Annotated in this window: 17 protein-coding genes; 13 read left to right on the top strand and 4 right to left on the bottom strand. The window is 38.4% G+C overall.

From position 1 onward, the window contains the following. The first annotated feature begins 76 nt into the window (after nucleotides 1-76). From HZB59_06665 to HZB59_06615, 11 genes are all read left to right on the top strand, one after another. Nucleotides 77-6076: a PAS domain S-box protein gene (locus HZB59_06665; protein ID MBI5021098.1), complete on the top strand. Its 6000-nt coding sequence runs from the start codon at nucleotides 77-79 to the stop codon at nucleotides 6074-6076. A gap of 1 nt (nucleotide 6077) precedes the next feature. Then, nucleotides 6078-6755: a response regulator gene (locus tag HZB59_06660; GenBank protein ID MBI5021097.1), complete on the top strand. Its 678-nt coding sequence runs from the start codon at nucleotides 6078-6080 to the stop codon at nucleotides 6753-6755. 66 nt (nucleotides 6756-6821) lie between these two features. Beyond that, nucleotides 6822-8117, top strand: coding sequence for an asparagine--tRNA ligase (gene asnS / locus HZB59_06655; GenBank protein ID MBI5021096.1), 1296 nt, complete (start codon nucleotides 6822-6824; stop codon nucleotides 8115-8117). 4 nt (nucleotides 8118-8121) lie between these two features. Beyond that, nucleotides 8122-9042 carry an ATP-binding cassette domain-containing protein gene (locus HZB59_06650; protein MBI5021095.1) on the top strand — a complete coding sequence of 307 codons (921 nt, stop codon included), beginning with the start codon at nucleotides 8122-8124 and terminating at the stop codon, nucleotides 9040-9042. After that, the gene (locus tag HZB59_06645) at nucleotides 9039-10289 is read left to right on the top strand and encodes an ABC transporter permease (GenBank protein MBI5021094.1); all 1251 of its coding nucleotides are present in this window, start codon (nucleotides 9039-9041) and stop codon (nucleotides 10287-10289) included. Before HZB59_06650 ends, HZB59_06645 begins: the two co-directional genes overlap by 4 nt. Before the next feature lie 14 nt (nucleotides 10290-10303). Continuing rightward, a complete protein-coding gene (locus tag HZB59_06640) occupies nucleotides 10304-10792 on the top strand; it encodes a hypothetical protein (GenBank protein ID MBI5021093.1) in 489 nt (162 codons plus the stop codon). A gap of 82 nt (nucleotides 10793-10874) precedes the next feature. Then, on the top strand, nucleotides 10875-11360 hold the full coding sequence (locus HZB59_06635) for an NADH-quinone oxidoreductase subunit J (protein ID MBI5021092.1): 486 nt from the start codon (nucleotides 10875-10877) through the stop codon (nucleotides 11358-11360). Beyond that, nucleotides 11357-11677 carry an NADH-quinone oxidoreductase subunit NuoK gene (nuoK, locus tag HZB59_06630; GenBank protein ID MBI5021091.1) on the top strand — a complete coding sequence of 107 codons (321 nt, stop codon included), beginning with the start codon at nucleotides 11357-11359 and terminating at the stop codon, nucleotides 11675-11677. The genes HZB59_06635 and nuoK overlap by 4 nt, the downstream gene beginning before the upstream one ends. A 73-nt stretch (nucleotides 11678-11750) precedes the next feature. Continuing rightward, on the top strand, nucleotides 11751-13703 hold the full coding sequence (gene nuoL / locus HZB59_06625) for an NADH-quinone oxidoreductase subunit L (GenBank protein MBI5021090.1): 1953 nt from the start codon (nucleotides 11751-11753) through the stop codon (nucleotides 13701-13703). Nucleotides 13704-13736: 33 nt separating this feature from the next. Then, entirely contained in the window at nucleotides 13737-15296 is a 1560-nt protein-coding gene (locus HZB59_06620) for an NADH-quinone oxidoreductase subunit M (GenBank protein ID MBI5021089.1), read from the top strand. 8 nt (nucleotides 15297-15304) lie between these two features. Then, nucleotides 15305-16798, top strand: a complete 1494-nt coding sequence (locus HZB59_06615; GenBank protein MBI5021088.1) for a sodium:proton antiporter — start codon at nucleotides 15305-15307, stop codon at nucleotides 16796-16798. Nucleotides 16799-16891: 93 nt separating this feature from the next. Here the strand turns inward: HZB59_06615 and HZB59_06610 are convergent, their stop codons facing one another. The 4 genes from HZB59_06610 to HZB59_06595 form a co-directional block, all read right to left on the bottom strand. Next, nucleotides 16892-17791, bottom strand: a complete 900-nt coding sequence (locus HZB59_06610; GenBank protein MBI5021087.1) for a universal stress protein — start codon at nucleotides 17789-17791, stop codon at nucleotides 16892-16894. A gap of 73 nt (nucleotides 17792-17864) precedes the next feature. After that, on the bottom strand, nucleotides 17865-19403 hold the full coding sequence (locus HZB59_06605; GenBank protein MBI5021086.1) for a GNAT family N-acetyltransferase: 1539 nt from the start codon (nucleotides 19401-19403) through the stop codon (nucleotides 17865-17867). Nucleotides 19404-19427: 24 nt separating this feature from the next. After that, complete coding sequence (locus HZB59_06600; protein ID MBI5021085.1) at nucleotides 19428-20693, bottom strand: cation:proton antiporter; 1266 nt, start codon at nucleotides 20691-20693, stop codon at nucleotides 19428-19430. Between the two features lie 282 nt (nucleotides 20694-20975). After that, nucleotides 20976-21113 carry a hypothetical protein gene (locus HZB59_06595; GenBank protein ID MBI5021084.1) on the bottom strand — a complete coding sequence of 46 codons (138 nt, stop codon included), beginning with the start codon at nucleotides 21111-21113 and terminating at the stop codon, nucleotides 20976-20978. Nucleotides 21114-21360: 247 nt separating this feature from the next. Between HZB59_06595 and HZB59_06590 the strand changes: the two genes are divergently transcribed. Further along, entirely contained in the window at nucleotides 21361-21510 is a 150-nt protein-coding gene (locus HZB59_06590; GenBank protein ID MBI5021083.1) for a hypothetical protein, read from the top strand. Nucleotides 21511-21913: 403 nt separating this feature from the next. Then, nucleotides 21914-23329, top strand: a complete 1416-nt coding sequence (locus HZB59_06585) for an NADH-quinone oxidoreductase subunit N (GenBank protein ID MBI5021082.1) — start codon at nucleotides 21914-21916, stop codon at nucleotides 23327-23329. The last annotated feature ends 30 nt before the right edge of the window (nucleotides 23330-23359 follow it).

Here is a 23359-nt window from a genome sequence, read left to right as displayed (position 1 = left end):
CAAACATTTCGTTTTTGTGCAATGAATGAATTATTTGTACATTTTATATAATCTTTGACAGAAATTAATTCCACGCATGCACGAGATACAATTTTCTACAGGTTCAAAAAAGTTAGATAATCATCTGGGAGGAATCGTTCCGGGCGATACACTATTGTTGCTTCTAAGCTCCGAATCGAATGTCGCACCGTTATTAAAAAGTCTTCTTAGCTACTCCTCACGTAATAAAATACCGATTCAACGTTTCAATTTCGGTAAGAGTGATTTGTCCGAAGTTAAAAATCAAAAATATTATAAAGTAATTGAATTCCATCCTGAAGAAATCAAATCCAAAATATTCGTTAACAAATTCATTAAAAATCTATCTTCCATTGAGAACAAATCTGTAGTTATTATTGATGGTTTAAATTATTTACATAAGATTGGAATGACGGATAAGAATATTATCCTTCTTTTCGAGGCGCTTGCAAATATTTGCAGAAGAAAGAAATTATTCACCGTCGTTACCCTTCTAAAAGATATTCCAACTCTTAAAATGATCGCAGATATTAAAGATTTATCTTCAATATGTTTGGATGTGATTCTTTATAAAAATGAATTGTATTGTTTGCCCATATCGCTAAAAGGAAGATATACAGCATCCGCGATCGTGCCGTTCAACATAACCAAGGCATTGTCGGATGATTCCCCTGAAACTCCTCTAATTATTTCTTCGGAATCAATGATGGGGAATTTTGAAAAGAGATTTGAACAAAGTTTTAATAAAGCTTCTGACGCGCTTCTCCTCTTCGACCGTAATGGTAATCATCGAGAGTTTAATGACCGATTACTATCGCTTCTCGGATATGAACTGGAAGAATTGAAAATAATAAAGTTGACCGACATAATAATACCATCTCATCGCCGGAAATTTATAAAATCAATTTTAGATTTACAGAAGAAACGGTCAGTGGAAATTGCGATCGATTTAATTAAAAAGAACGGAAGAATTTTACCGGTTGAAATAAATATTTCAACTGTGGCAGATGGATGGTATTTCGCGATTGTCCGTGTTATTGAAGAGCATCAAGAAATGGTCATAAAGTTAGAGCAACAGAAGTCCGATTATGAATTAATCATTTCATCATCTAACATTGCCATTGCGCTTCTGAGAGAAAATAAGATTGTATTTACCAATAATAAATTTGTTTCCCTATTTGAATTCAATAAAGCAGAAGAACTATCACAGAAAAATATAAAATCGTTTTTGTCGAATGATTCATATCGCAAAGTTCAAAAGTTAATACAATCGGTACGTGAATCGGGTGAACCGGCTGTTATAGAAATTTCTATTAATACAAATACAGGAAAAACATTAGAAGCGAGAATATATCTTTCATCGATACGGTATGAAGGAAATGATTGCATCCAGCTTTCGGTTCAGGATATCACCGCCGATAAAAAAACATTGACAGAGGTGACTGAAAAAATAGTATCATTCAGAGCGTTGATTGAAAACTCAATTTTACCTATTACAATTACGAACAATGGAATTGTAAAATATGCAAACAACTCATTTCTCGAATTACTGAAACAAGAATCCGCACAGATTGTCGGTAAAGAAATTGTATCGATTATCGCAGATGAAGATCGAGAGAAATTTAGTCAGCGTCTCGAGAAGCAGGCAGGTCCAAAATCGAAACCGGCTGCCGATAAATTTATAATAAAGCGACAAGATAATAAGATTATTGAATGCGTACTTACATTCTTCAATCTCAACGATCAGAAAACCGGTGATATTGCAATTTATATTGAAGACACGACAGCACAAAACGCTCTTGAGAATGAAATCTTTCAACGTCGGCAGGAGATTGAATACCTTAAAAATATCAGCTCAACATTATTCAATAACTTTGATTTAACAAAATCTCTGAGAAGCATAATCATCAAAATATCGGAGCTGTCCGGTTTAGAAATTGGAGCCGCTTACCTGCCCGATGATGGGGGATCGAAATTAATATTGGCAGATTCAAGGAATATACCATCCGATGTTGCGCAAAAGCTTCACGAAATTGAAAATGAACATGGTATAGGCGGGTTTATATCAAAAACTCTTTTACCTCATCTATTCCGCATTGATCGCTACCCAAGTTATCTTCCTCATCGAAGTATTTTTAAATCTGCGGGAATAAAAATTGTAGCATTAATACCGTTGGTGGCGAACGAAAAGTTGGTCGGGATGTTTCTCTTTTGTTCGCGGAAAGATCAAGGCGCACTGCATTTCACGCAAGACCTTTACATCACGATCGGACATTTAATTGGCAATCATCTGATCAATGCCGGAATGTTTAAAACCGCGAAATCAAAAGCCAATTTGGCAACCTCATTGATCGAATCGAGTCCGGATGTGCTTTATCAGGCGTCTGCATCTGGCTCATTCACGCTGGTGAACAGAAGAATAGAATCCCTGACAGGATATACAAGAAATGAATTCACGCGCATAAAAGATTTATGGCTCAAGCTGATCCATCCGGACGATAAAAAATATTTCTTCGAAAGAATTACCCGGCTTGAAGATATTACCGGACGGGATGAAATTGAATACCGTATTCTTCCGAAAGGGAAAGCGGAATACAGGTTTGTAAAAGACGGGATCGAAGTGTATAGGGATGTGGACGGGCATGCTATACAGATATTGGGAACAATAATCGATCAAACAGAGTCCAAGAATTTATTGAAAACACTGAAGGAAGAAAATATATTCCAAAATAATCTGATAAGATCGATCCCCGAAGCTGTTATAGTATTCGACAATAACCAGCGATGTATTTTCTGCAATGTCTCATTCCAAAATCTTTTTGATGTCGAGTTCGAGAAGATAAAGCTAAAGGATGCCCGATCGATCATTCCATTTTATGATGAGATATCATTCGACGATGTGATTAAGCATGTCTCGGCGGGTGATAAAGAAGAGATGATAGAATTTAATTGGAAAAGAGAAGATAAAGAAATCTTTTTCCGATGCCTCTTTACTAACCTGCTCGATACCGAAAAAAATAAAATCGGAAATGTTGTTGTTTTCGATGATATCACTGTCCAGAAACGATCTGAAAATGAGATCCGGGAATCTCAATACGTTTTAAGCAACGTGATCGATACTATGGGAGACATTCTGATTCTTACTAATCTGGAGGGGACGGTTGTGCAGGTTAACCGCACATTCCTGAATTTGCTCGGATATAACCGGAATGACATTAACGGTTGCGAATTTCCATATCCATGGTTGGTTGAAGAAGAAATGGGTAGATTCGTGCTTTGGATAGCAAGTCTGCGTGAACATAACTGGCTCCATGATTTTGATATGACCCTTCGGGCGAAAGACGGAACATTGATTCCAGTAAGTTTGAGCACGACCTTATTGCGGAATAGGATGGGCGAACCAATAGCAATGCTGAATATCGCCCGTAACATAACAGAGCGGAAACGTTTAGTTCAAACTTTGGAAAAAAGAAATAAACAGATTGAACTTTTCAACCGTATAGTTTCAAAAGCAAATCAAACCTTTGATCTTCGCGATATATTTGTTACAGTATCGAGTGAAATAAAAAATCTTGTGCAGTACGATAATATCAGCATCAACATACTCAAAGATGATTCAAAATATCTGACTGTCTACTCAGGGACCTTAACGGGAATAATTGAAGGGAAAATAATACCTCTTGAGCGAACTATATCACAAATTGTGCTCAAAGAAAAAAAACCGCTGATAGTGAATGATTTTCATGGAGACGCACAGTTAAAAGAGATAAGTCAACATCTTGGAGAAATAAGGTCTCACATCGGTGTTCCTATAACTCTTAAAGATAAAATATTAGGGACTTTGGAGCTCTTTAGCGTTGAGCCGTTTACATATACAGATGACCATTCACTACTCTTAACACCAATAGCGCAGCAGATCGGGACAATCATAGATCGCGTCTTATTATTCCGTCAGGTTTCGGAGGATTCGTCGTATATTCATAATCTGTTAGATTCAATTAACAGTATAGTTTACACTGTTGATACGGAACTCCGCATTCGTGAAGTGAATAACGCATGGCGGCAGTTCATGAAAGAATTCGGCAAAGCCGGAACCGATAATTATGAAGGAAAATACCTTTACGATTTACTGCCGAATGATGCTGTAAAATATATTTTGCATGGCATTGTCGATAAGATGCTTGCAGGCGAGATATATATATTCTCTCAAGAAATTCTTTATACAACTTCATCAGGCGACAGAACATATCAGCTTACGGTCAACCCGATGGAGATCGGTAAAAAAATTACCGGCTTGGTATTCACACAAACAGATATTACGGCACTCAAGAACTCGGAAGCCGAACTGAAGAGGAACAACGAGCAGCTCATGGCACTCAACGAAATTTCGGGTATCATCAGCAGCTCACTTGAATTCCAGAGAATGCTTGAGAAGGCATTACCACACTTAAAAGAACTGATAAGAGCTTCAGCCGTTATTTTATATCTGCATGATACCGACTCAAACGATCTGGTCATGATATCACATACCGGTTTTAATATCGAAGAAAATAAGTCCATCATGCGATTGAACCAATCGGCATCCGCAACCGGAGTGGTGGCAGTATTGAAAGAACCGATGTACATTAATCAGAATGCATATCTTGATGAGAGAATAATGCCTGATAATAGATCGATTCTTAAAAAACTTAATTTAGAAGCGATGGCATTGATTCCTATCGTCTCAAATGATCGGGCACTTGGGGTGATCGATATATTTTATAATCATATTCATCCGTTTACCGAAAAAGAGAAGCAAATCTTAACATTGGTCGGAAACCAATTCGGTTCTGCTATTGAAAATGCCAGACTCTACAGTGAATTGCGAGTACAAGTTGAGCGGTTGACGGTTCTCTATGAAATAAGTCAGCACCTCACCTCGACATTAAATATCGATGAAATATTTGCCACGGTTTATAATCAGGTTAAACAAGTTATTCCGTTCCAAATGTTCAAGATCGAGTTGTACGATGAGAAGACAAAAACAAAATCACCTATTCTTCACGTAGAGCGACTCGGTGGTCAGGAAATATTTATTCCTGCACCGGCACAATCTAGCACGATAATATCCGGATCAATACTCGGGCAGGTAGTTGAAAGCAGAAAAGCATATCATTCATCGGATAACCGAACTATGTTCATCCCGATGTTATCGAAAGAAGTTCTATTCGGCCTGATGTCGATTGAAGCGGAACCTGATAGCAGTTATTCCGAAACTCAAAAAAGATTAATGGAAAGTATAGCCAATTTAACAGCGCTTGCTCTGGAAAAAGGGAAACTTCACGAAGAGACGTTGCAAAAATCAACTGAGATAGAAAGACGGAATAAAGAACTTGACGATTTTACATACGTAGTTTCGCATGATCTCAAAGAACCGTTAATCAGTGTGGAGGGTTTCAGCAGGATATTACAAACTGATTTCCAGGATATTATACAAGGAGAAGGCAAAGAATATTTAGATTCAATTGTCGGTGCCACAACCAGGATGAAAGGTTTGATAGATGATTTGTTGTTATTATCGCGCGTTAGCCGACCGGCTGAATCGTTCAAGGGAATTGCAATAGGCGACGTTATTCGAGATATTCGGACTGATATGGAATTCACCATCAGGCAAAAAGATGTATCGTTCATACTCCCGGATGATTTACCTGAGGTGTATGGAAACGAAACTCAGGTGCGTATCGTATTCCGTAATCTGATCGGTAATGCAATAAAATTCAACGATAAAAAAAATCCTGTTGTTGAAGTGAAATTTCAAAATGCCGAAAATAATTACTATCTTTTTTCTATCAAAGATAACGGAATCGGGATTGACCGGGAATTCTATGAAAAAATATTTGTCATTTTCCAGCGGCTTCATAGACGCGAAGAATATGAGGGTACCGGAGCCGGTTTAGCGATTGTGAAAAAAATAATCGAATTACATAAAGGTAATATTTGGGTCGAATCGGTTCCCGAAACGGGTTCAACATTTTATTTCACATTACCCAGGGTAAGTTCATATAAGGAACAAGTTTGATATGGAGAAGGAAAAAATACGGATTCTTTTAGTCGAAGATAATAAAGATTTCGCGAAACTCGTCAGCGTTTACCTGCAGCGATTTGAAAAAGATAAATTTCAAATTACCTGGAAGGAAAATTATCACGACACGATTAAAGAACTTGAGCAAGATCCCAATTATGATATAGTGCTTATGGATTATTTTCTTCCGGGCAAAAATGGATTGGAAATTACTAAAGAACTGAAAGCGAAAAAATTCAATTTCCCGATTATATTTTTAACCGTAAATAAGGATTTCGATCTTGCTGTTGATGTGATGAAAATAGGCGTCGATGATTATCTCGTTAAAGAAGAGATATCATCACCTATTCTACCCAAGACCGTTTTGAGTGTTATCGAAAAGCATCGGCTAAGGGATCATTTAATGCAACTGGAAATAAGTCAGCAGCGCTTGAAGGCAATCAGAGAAACGTTGATGGGAGTGGTTGGTGAATTCCAACCATCTATTAACGAAATGAAATCATTATCTGATGATATTAAATCATATTTTCCATCGGAAACACATAGTAAATATATCAAGATAATTGAAGAGAATGTTCATCGTATTCACGATAAATTGGAAAAATTGAAAAGTCTCAAAGAGTATCGTACCGTAAAATATATCAAGGATATCAAAATGATCGATCTCTCAGCTTGAATTGTTTACAATAATCTTAATAAGACCCCGGAAATATTATTCATTGATTAAAATAAAAAAGTGAGTATGACAAGAGTGACAATAGATAAATTAGGCGAACATGTCGGCGGTGAAGTTAAAATCAACGGCTGGCTGTATAACAAACGATCGAGCGGAAAAATCAGATTTCTTGTCGTTCGCGACGGAAGCGGTTTACTTCAATGTGTGATTGTAAAAGGGAATGTATCTGATAACGTATTCGATTTATTCGATTCAATAACACAAGAATCATCTCTTGCTGTTTTTGGAAAGATCAAGAAAGAAGATCGCGCGCCCGGTGGATTCGAAATGGAGGTCATGAATGTTGAAATCATACAGATTGCAAAGGAATATCCTATCACACCTAAAGAGCATGGTGTGGAATTCCTGATGGACCATCGACATTTATGGCTTCGCTCATCAAAACAGCACGCGGTTTTGCGGGTTCGTCATCAAATCATTAAAGCGATTCGGGAATTTTTTGATAATCGTGGATTTGTTTTAATGGATGCACCAATCTTCACACCCGCCGCTTGCGAAGGTACCAGCACCTTATTCGAAACCGATTATTTCGATCTCGGTAAAGCATACTTAACACAATCCGGACAACTTTACGGCGAAGCCGGAGCTATGGCACACGGAAAAGTGTACGTTTTTGGTCCAACATTTCGGGCGGAGAAATCTAAAACCCGACGCCATCTTACTGAATTCTGGATGGTTGAACCGGAAGTGGCATTTAACGATTTGAATGATAACATGGAACTTGCTGAAGAATTTTTAGAGCATATTGTTTCTTCTGTTCTCAAACACAGACAACAGGAACTCAAAGTGCTGGAGCGCAACACAAAATTTTTGGAAAACGTAAAAAAGCCGCTTCCTAAAATAACTTATGATGAAGCCATCGATATTTTGAAGAAAAAAGGAATTGCATTCGAATGGGGGAATGATTTAGGTGGGACAGATGAAACAGTAATATCTGAACAATATGACCGACCGGTAATCGTTCATCGTTATCCTGCTCAGGTGAAAGCATTTTACATGAAGCGGGATCCACAAAATCCCAAACTTGCACTTGCCATGGATGTTCTTGCCCCTGAAGGTTACGGCGAGATAATCGGCGGTAGCCAGAGAGAAGATGATTACGATACTTTGATAAGGAGATTAGATGAACATAAGCTTCCGCACGCACCTTTCGAGTGGTATCTCGATTTGCGAAGATACGGATCGGTTCCACATGCCGGATTCGGACTCGGGATTGAACGTACTGTGGGTTGGATTTGCGGTTTGGATCATGTGAGGGAAACGATCCCATTCCCAAGAATGATTTACAGATTGAATCCATAAGGATATGTTAACTACTATCGATATTCGGAAAGAGTTCGCAACAGTTGTAGCAGTTGATGGTGTTTCTCTGGAAGCCAAAAGGGGAGAAATTCTCGGTCTACTGGGACCAAACGGAGCCGGTAAAACCACTTCGATCAGGATGATCTTAAATATAACCCAACCGGATTCTGGGGAAATTTTATTCGACGGAAAACATTTTAGCGAGGAAATACGCGATCGTTTAGGTTACCTGCCCGAGGAGAGAGGATTATACCGGAAAAATAAATTATTGAATACGATTCTTTACTTCGCGAGTCTGAAAGGAATTGATACTGCGGAAGGGAAGCGCCGCGCATATAAATGGCTTGAGAGATTCGATCTGTTGACTGCGTACGATAGAAAAATCGAAGAGCTTTCAAAGGGTAATCAGCAAAAAGTCCAATTCATTACATCGGTGATTCATGAACCTGAACTTGTGATTTTAGATGAGCCATTCTCAGGACTTGATCCGGTCAATCAAATTATTCTAAAAGATATAATGCTTGAGATGAAACATCAAGGCAAAGCGGTGATATTTTCAACTCATCAAATGGATCAGGCAGAAAAATTATGCGATAATATTTGTCTTATCAACAAAGGCAAAGTTGTCCTAGAAGGTGCCCTCACAGATGTGAAGGGCAGTTACGGCAGCAACACTGTCAGGATTGAATTCGACGGAGATCCGAAGTTCCTATCGATGCATCCGGCATTTTCCGCGGTTCAATTGTACGATAATTATGCGGAACTTGTTTTAGCCGATTCAATAAAACCTCACACAGTCTTAAGAGATATTTCTCAACTACTCGATATCAGAAAATTCGAAAATACTGAGCCATCGCTAAATTCAATCTTCTTGAAAATGGTAGGTACTAAAAAATCGGATGGGCAATCTGAGGAGTCGGTATGAAAAAAGCATTCGCGGTTGCCAAGTGGGAATATATTGAAAAAATAAAATCCAAATCTTTTTTAATTTCTCTTTTTTTGACTCCGTTGATAATGTTAGGAGCCGGAATTGTTCCATCGTTGCTTATGAGCAGACCTGATACTGAAAGTGTAGTCATCGGAATAATTGATGAAACCGGAAATTTCGAAGTGCCATTAACTAAAACCCTTGAATCGCGTTATAAATTACCAAACGGACAACCAAATTATCTGCTTCATCAAATACCGATTACATCAGTGGGAGATTTGGAAGATGCGAAGCGCAGGGCAGATAAGATGGTAATAGACGAGATGATCGAAGGATATTTGATATTGAAAAAAAATATCCTTACGGACAGCGTTGTGGATTACCGTTCCAAAAATGCAGGGAATATAAAGGTAACAAGTCGGCTGGAACGGGCACTAAAAGACGTTGTAATGGAGAAAAAGGCAACGGAAAGAGGACTTAATCCATCTATCGTCAAAGAAATAACTGCAACAATTGATTTAAAGTCGATCAAATTAACAAAGAGCGGGAAAGAAGAAGAGGGAGGATTCGAAAAAATCTTCATGTCGTCATATATTTTCATGATGATGATGTTTTTCTTGATCATGACTTCAGGGCAGCTTCTTGTTCGCAGTATGTTAGAAGAAAAATCGAATAGGGTAGTCGAGGTGCTCATGTCGTCAAGCCCCGCAAATCACCTGATGGCAGGAAAGATTTTAGGATTAAGCGCCCTGGGATTAACACAGATCGGATTCTGGGCATTAATAGGAATTATCGCGAGCTTAAAATTTTCCGTTACAATGATACCTCTTGCTGGTGCCGCGCTTCTTCTGGTTTATTTTATTCTCGGCTATATATTTTATGCGGCAATTTTTGTTGCGGCAGGCGCGCCATTATCCACTGAGCAAGAAGCCCAGCAGGTAACAGGTTATTTGGTCATAGTATTGATTATACCAATCATGCTTGCAATAATGATTATTCAAAATCCTGAATCAACCTTATCGAAAATATTGTCTTATATCCCATTCTTAACAGCATCGATGATGGCGGTGAGAATTCCGATTCAAATGCCATCAACATTGGAAATTATTTCAACTGTTACGCTTTTAGTGGTTTCGTCGGTTGCTGCCATCTGGGTGGCTGGGAAAATATTCCGGACAACTATTTTATCGTACGGAAAGCGCCCCTCGATCAAGGAATTATGGTTACTCGTCAAATCGAAATGAGAAGGAAGAATTACATGAAGATATCTTTATTAATATTATCAACATTCATTTTATATAATTCTCTGCATGCTCAGGTTGCTGAGCCGGCACAAACAACCGAGGCGATTGAACAGTCTGTGTTCGGTGTAGGACTCGCAGGTGGATTAGCAAGCGGTTTCGGACTGAGCTTTCGTCATCATTTGCCCGGAGATTTTTCATATCAAATTATCGGAGGTGTAATTAAAGCCGATAATCAAACCTTACTGAATGTCGGAACTGAACTGCAGTATGATTTCGTACGGGGAGAAACGACCCGCTTTTTTGGAGCCGGAGCGCTTGGATATTTTTACAGGGGACGATCGGAAAACCAGCTATCAGCTCCAATCAGGTTCGGATTGGGAATAGGCGGTGAATTGAATAAATTAGAACCATTACACCTGAGCGGTGAATTATTGTTCACCTTCTTCAACGATGGAACAATATTACCGCTGCCGCAAATCGCACTACACTATTATTTCTTTTGAAAATTGTTTGAAAATTGTTATCTTCGAAAGAATTTTTCTATTTACAATAACCTAAATGAACATTGAAGTTATCATATTTATTCTGATTGCAGTGGCCGCGGTTGCATCCGCTGTTTTGATGGTGATCCAAAAAAATCCCATTAAGAGTGTTCTTTTCATGATTGTGAATTTTTTCTGCCTCGCGGTGATCTATCTTCTGCTTCACGCTCAGTTTATCGCAATCATTCAAATCTTAGTGTATGCCGGGGCAATCATGGTTCTGTTTCTTTTTGTGATCATGCTGCTTAATCTTGGCGATGAATCTCTTCTCAAGGAGAAGGTGAATTTCAGAAAAACAATCGCATATATTTTGTCGGGAGTTATCCTGCTGGAATTGATTGTCGGTATCATTCTTCCGCCGAATCTACACCCGATACGGCAATCTCCGGATGCATTCAAGATCGGCACGGTCGAAGCGATCGGCGCTACCTTATTCCAAAATTATTTACTGCCGTTCGAAGCAGTTTCGATCCTCCTGCTGGCGGCGATAGTTGGTGTTGTAGTCTTAGCAAAGAAAAAATTCAAATGAATTTCACATTGACAGAAATACCGCTGAATTACTATCTGGCACTAAGCGCAATTTTATTCAGTATCGGTATTGTAGGTGTTCTTACACGCAGAAACGCGATAATAGTTTTTATTTGTATCGAGATGATGCTGAATTCGGTGAACCTTACACTGGTAGCATTTTCAGCTTTTCTTGGAAATCCGGCCGGGCAGATACTTGTATTTTTCGTAATGGCTGTTGCGGCGGCAGAAGCCGCGGTCGGTCTAGCAATTGTTATATCTATATTCAGAAATAAAATGACAGTGAATATAGATGAAATTAATATTATGAAATGGTGAAATAAAATTGCGGATTGCGAATTTTGGTTTCGTATAAAATCCGAATTCGAAAATCCGAAATCCGAAATCAAATATGTATAATTTAGCTCCTTACATAGTTCTTCTTCCTTTTATCGGTTTTCTCATCAATGGATTGATGGGTAAGAAGATAAATTCCGAAAAGCTCAGTGGCATCATCGGCAGCGGCGCTGTTGGTCTATCGTTCCTCATTGCGCTATCGATTTTTCTTGAGATGCTCAAATCACCCGTCGAAGAACGGTCACACATTATAACAGTATTTCAATGGATAGTTGCCGGATCGCTGAATGTTTCAGCCGCGTACCAGATAGATCAACTTTCGATACTAATGACGCTTGTTGTTACAGGTGTCGGATTTTTAATCCATGTTTATTCGATCGGATATATGCATGGAGATAAAGGTTTATGGAGATTCTTTGCATATCTGAATTTGTTCATTTTCATGATGCTTAATCTCATCCTCGCGAATAATTTTCTTCTGATGTTTCTTGGATGGGAGGGAGTTGGGCTATGTTCATATCTCTTAATCGGTTTTTGGCATGATAGGAAATTCGATACCGGTGGATATAAAACCGGAGAGGCAACCACAAACGATGCCGCTAAAAAAGCATTCGTGGTGAACCGAATCGGTGATTTTGGTTTCCTCATCGCCATGTTTCTTATTTTTAAAGTTTTTGGAACACTTACTTTCACTGATGTATTTTCAAGAGCATCCTCAATGATTATGACGGGAGACAGCACAATCATGTGGATTACGTTATTGTTATTTTTGGGTGCCACAGGTAAATCGGCTCAGATACCGTTATTCATTTGGTTACCCGATGCGATGGCTGGTCCAACACCCGTTAGTGCGCTAATTCATGCTGCAACTATGGTAACTGCAGGTGTTTACATGGTAGCGAGATGTTCCGTCTTGTATGCGCTGGCACCAATCTCGATGGAAGTTGTTGCCATTGTTGGTTTGGCTACAGCATTTTTTGCAGCGACAATGGGCCTGGTACAGAATGATATCAAAAAAGTTCTCGCATATTCTACCATCTCACAGTTAGGTTATATGTTCCTCGGTTTGGGTGTTGGTGCATTTTCGGCAGGCATATTCCATGTGATGACACATGCATTTTTCAAAGCTCTACTCTTTTTAGGTGCGGGGGCTGTTATTCACGCCATGCACGATGAGCAGGATATTCAAAAGATGGGTGGACTGAAATCTAAGATGCCCACTACCTACAAAACTTTTGTTGTAGCTGCGTTTGCTATTGCCGGTATTCCACCTTTGTCCGGTTTTTTTAGTAAGGATGAAATATTGTGGAAAGCGTTCAGTCAGGGTTCGCCCGCATTCTGGATTATCGGATGGATTACAGCCGGATTAACAGCTTTCTATATGTTCCGATTAGTTACGTTGACCTTCGAAGGTAAAGAACGATACGGTCACGATAAACATCCACATGAGTCACCGAGAGTAATGACAGTTCCATTAATCATACTTGCGTTTTTATCGATAGTTGGTGGATTTGTAGGTATTCCGCATGCTCTGGGCGGCGGTAATGCGATTGAGCAATGGTTAGAACCGATTTTCGAACCGGCAACATCGAAATTGTTGCACGGACACGAGGCAAATCTTTTTGTAGAATATCTATTGATGGCTCTCTCAGTCCTCGCAGGTATCGTAGGTATTTTGCTCGCGCGACGTTGGTATCTTTCGAAACCTGAAGTGGTGGAGAACCTTACAATAGCGATGAAGAAATTTTATAATCTTCTCTGGAACAAATATTTTATCGATGAGATATACGAATATACAATCGTTAAGCCGATAAAGGTCGGATCGGAAAAACTTTTATGGAAAGGTTTCGATGTCAATATAATCGATGGGATGGTGAACGGTTCGGCGAAGTTGATCGGTTTCATCAGCGGCGGATTGAGGAAAATCCAGAGCGGCGTGGTTCAAAATTATGCTTTCGCTTTTATAATTGGCATCGTAGTAATCTTGTGGATAATAATATTCAAGTAATATTTAAACTATTCAGAATTTAGAAATACAATAATGGCGAATCTTTTAACATATATCATCTTCTTACCGCTCGTTGGTACTGCTTTACTCTTGATTTTCAACCGTGACAGAGTTAATGCGATCAAAGTATCGGGGATGGTGATTAGTTTACTTACGTTCGTACTTTCGCTATTGCTTTATTTCAATTTCGATCCATCAAATCCCGGAATTCAATTTCTGCATAAAGTTCCATGGATTCCTTCGTTAAACATTTCTTACAACGTTGGTATTGATGGTTTGTCGATTCTACTCTTAATGTTGACGACATTTTTAACCCCGATTGCGCTGCTATCATCGTGGAATTCGATTGAGAAAAGTATCAAAGAGTACACGATGATGATTCTTCTTCTCGAAACAGGCATGCTCGGTGTATTTTGCTCACTCGATTTAGCCCTCTTTTATATTTTTTGGGAAGCGATGTTGATTCCGATGTATTTTATTATCGGTATCTGGGGTGGTGGCAATCGCATTTATGCCGCGATAAAATTTTTCATTTACACCATGTTCGGAAGTTTATTGATGTTGATCGCTATTATATGGCTTGGATACTATGCATCAACACAACCGAACGGACAATTCACGACGGATCTCCTCCAGCTTTACAGGATAGGTCCAACTATTCCGCTTGCGATTCAATCATGGATGTTTCTCGCATTCACTTTGAGTTTTGCAATCAAGGTTCCGTTGTTCCCGTTCCACACATGGTTACCCGATGCGCACGTTGAAGCCCCAACAGCTGGCAGTGTCATTCTTGCAGGTGTTTTATTGAAGATGGGGACTTACGGATTGTTAAGATTTTCTATCCCGCTATTTCCGCAAGCGACATTGGAGTTTATGCCGTACATTGCTGGCCTTGCGGTGATTGGAATTATCTATGGCGCGCTCGTCTCCATGGTACAAACCGATATTAAAAAACTCGTGGCATATTCTTCCGTCAGTCATTTAGGTTTTGTTGTACTCGGTATTTTTGCTTTGACAGAAGAAGGAATTCAAGGTGCGATCATTCAGACGATCAATCATGGATTATCCACAGGAGCGCTCTTCTTAATTGTCGGGATGATTTACGAACGCAGGCACACTCGCGAGATTTCGGAATTCGGAGGAATTGCGAAAGTGATGCCTATCTTTTCTACATTTTTTATGATCATTTCACTTTCGTCAATCGGGTTACCGGGACTTAACGGATTCGTTGGTGAGTTTCTTATTCTGCTTGGCTCGTTTCAATCGCCATATCTGAATCAGTGGTTTACTATTTTTGCGGCGACCGGAGTTATATTTGCTGCAGTATATCTATTGTGGATGTACCAGCGAGTGATATTCGGCAAAGTCACGAATCCGCTCAACCAGAATCTTCTTGATCTTTCGAAACGTGAAATTGCAGTACTTGTACCTGTGTTGCTGTTTATCGTCTGGATCGGAATTTATCCAAATACCTTTCTTCATCAATCTGCGTCAACAACAAAACAAATCGTTTCAATAGCTACTCAAAAACCGCTTCCGGTGTTACCGCCTTCTGTTCAGCAAACAGTACCCGCGGATTCTCAGGGGAAATGATCCTCTAAATGATCAAAAGAATTACCTCACTAGCTCTTCTCTTCGTTTTAAGTTCATTATCAGTTTATGCGAATGAAGGTTACGAGGTAGTTGCGGTAAGTCCCTGGATGATCATACCGTTTGTTCTTCTATTGCTCTCAATTGCGATTATACCGTTTATTAACCGGCATTGGTGGGAAAGGTACTATCCTCACGTTTCAATCGTTTTAGGGGCAATTTCAGTCATTTATTACCTCTTTTTCTTGCAGAATGCGGCTAGAATGCTCTATACCGGCATTGAATACCTGAGCTTCATCATTTTAATAGGATCTTTATTTGTTGTAGCGGGTGGCATTCATATTCGTATCAAAGGTAAGTCGACACCGGTTGCGAATGTTACATTACTAGCAATCGGAGCTATAGCATCAAACTTTTTAGGTACTACCGGTGCTTCGATGATTTTAATCAGACCATATCTGCGAGTAAACAGATACCGGCTGCGACCATTTCATATCGTGTTTTTTATTTTCATTGTCAGTAATATGGGAGGCGCGCTTACACCTATAGGAGATCCGCCTTTGTTTCTTGGTTATTTAAAAGGTGTTCCGTTCTTCTGGGTACTGGCTGCTGTATGGCATATTTGGGCAATTGCAATTAGTATAATTTTACTTGTATTTCTTGCAATCGATTATATAAGTTTTTGGAAGTTCGAGCACAGCATTGATCGTGTTCCTGAATCTGAGTTGCATGAAGAAGCGGAAGTCAGCGGATTGCACAACATATTTTTTCTGCTGGTTATACTCGCCTCGGTTTTCATTCAGAAGCCGATTTTCTTACGCGAGTTTTTGATGGTGATTGCGGCAGTCGGCTCTTACAAGATGACGAAGAAAGAAATTCACAAGAAAAACGATTTCAACTTCATCCCGATTAAAGAGGTGGCGATTTTATTTTTAGGAATTTTTGCCACAATGGTTCCGGCGCTTGATTGGTTGGAACTGAACGCGGCAAAAATCGGCATCACATCAGCAGGACAATTTTATTGGGGGACAGGGATACTTTCGGGCTTTTTAGATAACGCTCCAACATACCTTAACTACCTCAGCGCGGCAATTGGTTTATTTGTCGATCAAAACATCGTCGCTCAAGTTCAGCACCTAATAACGACGAGGGGTGCCGATATAGCGAATATTGCAGGTGCTCACAGTGACGAAATTAAAAACACATTTGCAGTGTTAATGAAATATCATTCCGATCTGGTTGCAACAGGAAATGTTCCACTGTCCGATATACAGGTAAGTTACTTAATCGGAAATCATGCCATTTATCTAAAAGCAATTTCGATAGCGGCTGTATTCTTCGGGGCTGGTACATACATCGGGAATGGACCAAACTTCATGGTAAAATCTATAGCCGAACAATCAGGCGTAAAAACTCCGAGCTTTGGTGGATATATATTGAAGTATGCTGTTCCAATATTGCTTCCTATACTCTTTATCATTTGGTTGTTGTTCTTTACAGACTAATAATGATTAGTATGCAAGAAATCGCATATTAGATTTCACATCTTATAAGTATTGTTCTGAATGATGATAGAAATGATATATAAATAAATCTTGTTATTGTTGATATTCACCGAAACGGTTTCGGAATACAACCTTATGCACCGGATGAGTGACGGTAAGTACCGGTACACTCACACGACGAACAACCTCTTCGGTAGTGTTTCCTATTTGAACTCTTCGCATTCCGCGCGCACCATGTGTTCCCATTACAATAAGATCTGCCTCATATTCTTGTGCTAATCGTACAATTGCATTCTCCGGTTCAATATCTTTATCGATTATCTTTTCTATGAAAACATCATTCGCATTGTCATGATATATATTCAGATCTGGAAATTTATCCATCAATCGTTCAGGGTGAGTAAAAGAGATATCTGCAATATGTACCAAGAAGAGTCTTGCAGAGTATTGCTGTGCAATCGAGATTGCATAGGGGAGAGCATAATTTCCGTACTCGGAAAAATCTGTGGAACATAATATGGTTGTAATTTTAGGAATCAATATTGTGTTTTGAGGACCTACAGTAAATATTGGAGTTCGTATGAGCCGAACCACACGTTCCGCAGTCCTTCCTATGAGATGCGGGGAGGAGCGTCCCAATCCAAGAGTTGAAAGTACGACTGCTGAATATCCATTTGTTTCAGCTTCGTTGATAATTTCAATATAAGGCGTTCCGGAGCGGATCAGGAAATTAGTACGGTCTTTGTCTAATTGAAGGGTCTGAACAATCTCAGAAAATTTATTATGAGCCAATTCCTCAATGACTTTGTGATGCTCAAGTCGTTGTTGTTCACTCTGCATAAAATATCCCGGGGCAGTTGTAAAATATCCGTCAACAAAAAGTAAGGTAATTGTTCCCTTTAACCGTTCAGTGGCATGGATCGCAAAACGGATTGCATCAAGTGAGCTTGCAGAAAAATCTGTCGGGCACAGTATTTTTTCAAGTTTATACATTATATCCTTTATTAAACTTGCATTTTAATTCGTTTGTTTAAACAAGATGTATCTTTCATCTTTATTATTTAGATTATTCTTTTTTAAAATTTATTTCGTATAAATCTATTCTTCGATCTTTCCAATTAAGAACACTTCCGGTTTGACGGTGTGATTTTAACAATTCTAAATCAACATCGTCTATTATGACGGTTTCAATATTTGGGGTTGCTTCTGATTGAATTGCATCGCGAGTAAAAGGGATATCGGACGGAGTGAAAATCGCTGATTGGGCATATTGTATATCCATGTTTTCTACAGATGGAAGATTACCTACGGTACCAGCCATTGCTACATAGACATGGTTTTCGATACATCTTGCTTGAGCGCAATAACGAACTCTCAGGTAAGCGTATCTTTCATCGGTACTAAATGGAACAAAAATTATTTGTGCCCCTTTTTCAACAGCAATTCTACTTACCTCAGGAAATTCAATGTCATAGCAGATTTGAATTGATATTTTCCCCTTATCAGTATCGAAGACCTCAATCGAATTTCCGGGCTTAACACCCCACCATCGCTGTTCGTTAGGCGTTATGTGTAATTTATATTGCTTACCAATAGTTCCATCACGACGAAAAAGATATGAGATATTGTATAAATTATCATCCTCAACCGTGTAATGGGAGCCACCAATTATATTCACATCATACTTGACGGCGAGCTTTGTGAACAACTCAAGATAATTGGGTGTATATTCAGAAAGTTTTCTCATCGCAAGAGCAGGACGTAATGGTGGTAAGAATGAAAGTAACTGTAGCGTAAATATTTCAGGAAAAAGTACAAAATCACTTCGGTAATCAGAAGCAACATCAACAAAGTATTCACATTGTTTTGCAAAAGCATCAAAGTTTTCAACTAAACGCATCTGAAATTGAACTGCACAAATTCTAACTGGTGCAATGGGCATATATTTTCGCGTTGTATCAGGTACATAATCGATATTTGTCCACTCTAGAAATGTGGCATATCCTTTTGATTCCTTATCGGAAGTAAGGTAATTGGGAATAAGGCGTTTAAGAATAAAACCGTTTGAAAGTTGTGTTGTTAAAACCGGATCGATAAGAATCTTATCAATAACTTTATCAACATATTCTCGTGCAGACATCTGGTCGGCATATTGTCCGTAACCAGGTATTCGTCCACCAATAATTATCCGCATTAAATTCATTTCTTTTGCAAGCGTTTTCCTTGCGTGATACAATCTGCGCGCTAGTTTTAGTCCCCTGAACTCAGGATCAACCATTATCTCTATGCCATATAGTGTATTACCTTTCGGATCATGGTTTCTGATGTATCCTGCGTCAGCGATCTCTTTCCAGTTATGCCATGAAGCATATAACTCAAAATCGAGAACAAGACTGCTCGAAGAAGCTATTAATCGATTTTGATATTCAACACCTAATTGTCCTTCTCCAAATATTGAAAGTTGGCTTTCAAATTGTTCCATTGACCATGGTATCATTCCGGGAAAACAGTTAAGTTGTATTTCAACCACATCATTATAATCTCGAATCTGCAAGGGACGGACGATAATATTCTTTTCAAATGTTTTCAAGTCTATCTGAGGCATAAGATTATTCCTATTGTATAATTTCTATAGTTCAGAATTTTCGGTATTTGTATCTGAGGATATATGAAAGTTTTTAAAATAAGTATTGTAATATTTTTTTATTGCCGGATTATTAATTAAAACAATCATGACTGATGTAAATATCACGCTGAAGAGTATGACTATATAGGTGATATTTTGGATAAACTCTCCACCTTCGATTCCTTGTTGAAATGGAAGTGATGCTAAGACTGCTGCAGCCAATCCTTTGGGAACTATAACAGACATTAGTCGAACATCGCTTACAGGTGTCGCTTTGGATATAGAATATTTCACTACAGGAACTCTCAATGCGAACAACGCGATAGTTAAAAGTAGTCCGAAAATTATCCACCCAACATTTAAGAATTGAATCGATAATCCAATATAAACGAAGAAAAATGTTTTCAACAAAAAAACAATCTCCGCCTCAAATAGTTTCTCCGGCTCGTTCAATGAGATTGGTTCTTTAGAAATATATTTCTTCAATAAAGGTATTTTTACGAGATTGATATTTGCGATTGTAAAACCAAACGCCAAGGATGAAATGGCTCCGCTATAACCTAATAATTCAACAATGCCAAAAACTATAAAAACAAATGCCGGAGTTAAGAATAATGAATTCTGCAATGTCCTAACTTTATGTAATATTAACGACCAAACGAATGCACCAAAGCCTCCTAAAATTATAGCCAACAAAAAAGATGCAATCATCTTACCTATCATCAAACCTAATTGTAATTCACCAAATCTCATCGCCTCAAGGAAACCGAGCACAACCACAATGCATAGGACATCGCTGATGGCTGATTCAAGAACGAGAATTGATCTTGAATTCTCATGCATTGAAAGTTGTCGTACTAGAGGAATTACAATAGCAGAAGATGTACCGCCCACCATTGCACCGAGCATCAAGGATTTCATCAAATCGAGTTCACTGAATATTACTCCGATAAAACCAAACGCAATCATTGTAGCGAAGAAATTAAGTATTGTAAGCGGCAGCGCCCCGCGAATTGCAAATCGAATGCTATCAAAAGGAATGCTGATCCCGCCTTCGAATAGTATTATTACAAGAGTGATGGTAGTAAAAATCGAACCAACAGCACCAAATTTATCAGGTGTCACAATGCTTAAAACCGGTCCTAATACTAAACCTATTATGAAAAGAAATAAAACATCAGGGATCTTTGTTCTTCTAAAAATTCCCGCGAAAAGATGGGCTAGAAAAATAAGTATTCCAACGAAGACGATTACAGGTGCTACATTCATGTGCGAATATAAAATTTTTAGTGATGAAAATCCAATCTTACAAACAGATTATTAATTTACAGTAAAATTTTAGCTACAACCTATATTAAAATGCACGATAAACGTTCACTCTTTCAATTTAGTCACTAAATTCATATTATCTTTTAATGTCTACCGTGCAATAGGTGTCACTTTCCATAGTCCACCAAGTGATTCATTTCTGAAAGTGACACCCATGCATCTTGTGTCTTAAAATTGATTAGAATGGTCCTCTTTTCTAATCGATTTACTTCTAATTCAGAATTAAAAAAGTCCAATTGATTTTAAGATGATCCCCGAAATAGATAACAAAATGATGATAAGTAAAATTATTAATTGGATGGGAGTGCCTTCATCAATTTTCTGCTGATTTGGCTCAACATGTTTTTCATTCGTTTTCATTGTAGTTCTCCGTTTTTGAAAAAGAAATAAATATAAAAGCAAGAGATTTTTAGTATTTAGTTTTATACTAAAACTTCAATATTGCTTAAAAAGATCGAGTTATGGTGATACTTAAGGGAACTACGCTAACGGCGGATCGCGGGGAAGATATCTTACAAAGGAGAATTGTGGCTTTAAATGATAAAGGTTTGCTGTTTTGATAATGACAAATTTTTCTACTCTAGCAAATTGATCCGGAATTCTTATTATGCCGGATTGTATTTCAACTTTAATTACAGATGGTCTGGGTCTCTTTGCTAATAATTTTGGTACAGGGACAGGGGAATCCGACCGTGTAGATGTTTCAATTGAAGATATTTGTAAAATTGTTGAATGGGAAGCAGTATGGACAATTTGAACTTGCCATGAAAGAGCAAAAAACAAAAACACAATTGAAGATATGATAAATAATATTTTTGTTTTGCAATTGTTCATATAATTAAGATATACCATTTCTATTAAAGATGCAAGCAAAATATACCTGAACCATATTTAAGTCATAATGATATTTTTACCATTCCTTTCGTCTCCTCTCTTTATAATCGCTTCGGGACATACAAAGGAGGGGAGTGAGGTGAGGTATGTTTTGCAATAATTAACTTCCCGAAAGTTACCACGATTTCGATTAACCACATCTTTCGGGAAGTAATATTTGAACACAATTATTACGGTGCAGACTTGTGGATTCTAAGTGTTATTCTTGTTTCTTTCACAAAAAATCCCTAATTTATCAAAACATTTAACAGACATTTGTAAAAGCAATGAACATACTAAGCTCTGAACTTTTTGCAATAGCGCCATTAATTTCTCTTACAATCGTATCGCTAATCGTTTTGCTCACCGAAGCATTGGTGAAGCAGAGCGAGCGGCTGAGTTATTGGATAAGTATAATCGGTTTGTTTGTAACCTCTTATCTCGCTATAGTAACCATGCCGTTGAGAGGTACAGTTTTAAATTCGATGATTATAATCGGAGGATACAGCAGTTATTTTTCAATTATATTTTGTTCTGCAGCATTATTTACGATAATCTTTTCCAAGGAATATTTAAATTACCAACAATCAAAGATCGGTGAATTTTATCTGCTGATAATATTCTCGACAATCGGAATGATGTTAATGGCATCTGCCGCCGATTTAATATTATTATTCATCGGTTTAGAATTGATGTCGATTTGTCTTTATGTATTAGCAGGATTCTTCCGCAACCGTCAATTATCTAACGAGGCGGCATTAAAATATTTTTTACTTGGAGCTTTTGCCACAAGTTTTCTTTTATATGGAATTGCTTTGGTGTACGGCGCAACGGGATCGACTAATATCGACATAATTGTCCAAAATTTAACAAACATTAGTAATTCATACTTCATGTCGGTTGGAATCGGATTGATATTAATCGGACTTGCATTCAAAGTAGGTGCAGTTCCTTTTCATATGTGGGTACCGGATGTGTATCAAGGTTCACCAACCCCGATATCCGGTTTCATGGCTACGGGCGCAAAAGCGGCGGCGTTTTCCGCGTTCGTTGTTTTGTTCATCAATTCAACATCACCGGAAATCAAAACAGTCTTGATTCTACTCTCCGCGTTATCAATGATAGTCGGTAACATAATTGCAATCTCACAAAACAATGTCAAAAGAATGCTCGCATATTCAAGCATTGCCCATGCAGGTTATATGCTCAGCGGTTTGGCTGCAGCTAACCAATTAGGACGAGATGGAATTTTATTTTATCTGCTATCTTATATGTTGATGAACGTGGGCGCGTTCGGTGTAATTTCTATGCTTGAAACAGGTGAGGAAAAAAATCTTTCATTCGACGATTACAAAGGACTTGGAACAAAAAAACCTGCACTTGCCGCGATATTATCTGTCTTGATGTTCTCACTCGCCGGGATTCCGCCATTCGCCGGATTCTTCGGAAAATATTATATCTTCATCTCAGCAGTTAATTCTAATTTAACGTGGCTGGCAATTCTTGGCGTTCTGACAAGTGTAATCTCGGTCTATTATTATCTAAGACTTGTTGTTGTTATGTATTTTAAAGGAGGAGAAGAGATTCTACCTGCTAAAGTATCTCAGTTGAGCTATCTCGTTCTCATCGCAATAATTATATTCATAACCGGAATTGGTGTTTATCCAAGTTCTATCCTTTCCATCATAAATCAGATTCCTTAGTTTTGTGGAAATTGTTTTAACATCTTCACA

It is taken from the genome of Ignavibacteriales bacterium, assembly GCA_016214905.1.
In the GTDB taxonomy this organism is placed as follows: Bacteria; Bacteroidota; Ignavibacteria; order UBA10030; family SZUA-254; genus PNNN01.
The sequence above is the reverse complement of the archived record's forward strand: the minus strand, read 5'-3'. Positions and strand labels throughout refer to the sequence as shown.

Excerpts from the sequence above, each read along its gene's own strand:
- HZB59_06660 (MBI5021097.1), top strand. The coding sequence starts at position 6,078 with ATGGAGAAGGAAAAAATACGGATTCTTTTAGTCGAAGATAATAAAGAT.
- HZB59_06615 (MBI5021088.1), top strand. The coding sequence starts at position 15,305 with ATGATCAAAAGAATTACCTCACTAGCTCTTCTCTTCGTTTTAAGTTCA.
- HZB59_06600 (MBI5021085.1), bottom strand. The coding sequence starts at position 20,693 with ATGAATGTAGCACCTGTAATCGTCTTCGTTGGAATACTTATTTTTCTA.
- HZB59_06620 (MBI5021089.1), top strand. The coding sequence starts at position 13,737 with ATGGCGAATCTTTTAACATATATCATCTTCTTACCGCTCGTTGGTACT.
- HZB59_06595 (MBI5021084.1), bottom strand. The coding sequence starts at position 21,113 with ATGAAAACGAATGAAAAACATGTTGAGCCAAATCAGCAGAAAATTGAT.
- HZB59_06610 (MBI5021087.1), bottom strand. The coding sequence starts at position 17,791 with ATGTATAAACTTGAAAAAATACTGTGCCCGACAGATTTTTCTGCAAGC.
- HZB59_06665 (MBI5021098.1), top strand. The coding sequence starts at position 77 with ATGCACGAGATACAATTTTCTACAGGTTCAAAAAAGTTAGATAATCAT.
- HZB59_06640 (MBI5021093.1), top strand. The coding sequence starts at position 10,304 with ATGAAGATATCTTTATTAATATTATCAACATTCATTTTATATAATTCT.
- nuoK (MBI5021091.1), top strand. The coding sequence starts at position 11,357 with ATGAATTTCACATTGACAGAAATACCGCTGAATTACTATCTGGCACTA.
- HZB59_06605 (MBI5021086.1), bottom strand. The coding sequence starts at position 19,403 with ATGCCTCAGATAGACTTGAAAACATTTGAAAAGAATATTATCGTCCGT.
- HZB59_06590 (MBI5021083.1), top strand. The coding sequence starts at position 21,361 with ATGCCGGATTGTATTTCAACTTTAATTACAGATGGTCTGGGTCTCTTT.
- nuoL (MBI5021090.1), top strand. The coding sequence starts at position 11,751 with ATGTATAATTTAGCTCCTTACATAGTTCTTCTTCCTTTTATCGGTTTT.
- asnS (MBI5021096.1), top strand. The coding sequence starts at position 6,822 with ATGACAAGAGTGACAATAGATAAATTAGGCGAACATGTCGGCGGTGAA.
- HZB59_06585 (MBI5021082.1), top strand. The coding sequence starts at position 21,914 with ATGAACATACTAAGCTCTGAACTTTTTGCAATAGCGCCATTAATTTCT.
- HZB59_06645 (MBI5021094.1), top strand. The coding sequence starts at position 9,039 with ATGAAAAAAGCATTCGCGGTTGCCAAGTGGGAATATATTGAAAAAATA.
- HZB59_06650 (MBI5021095.1), top strand. The coding sequence starts at position 8,122 with ATGTTAACTACTATCGATATTCGGAAAGAGTTCGCAACAGTTGTAGCA.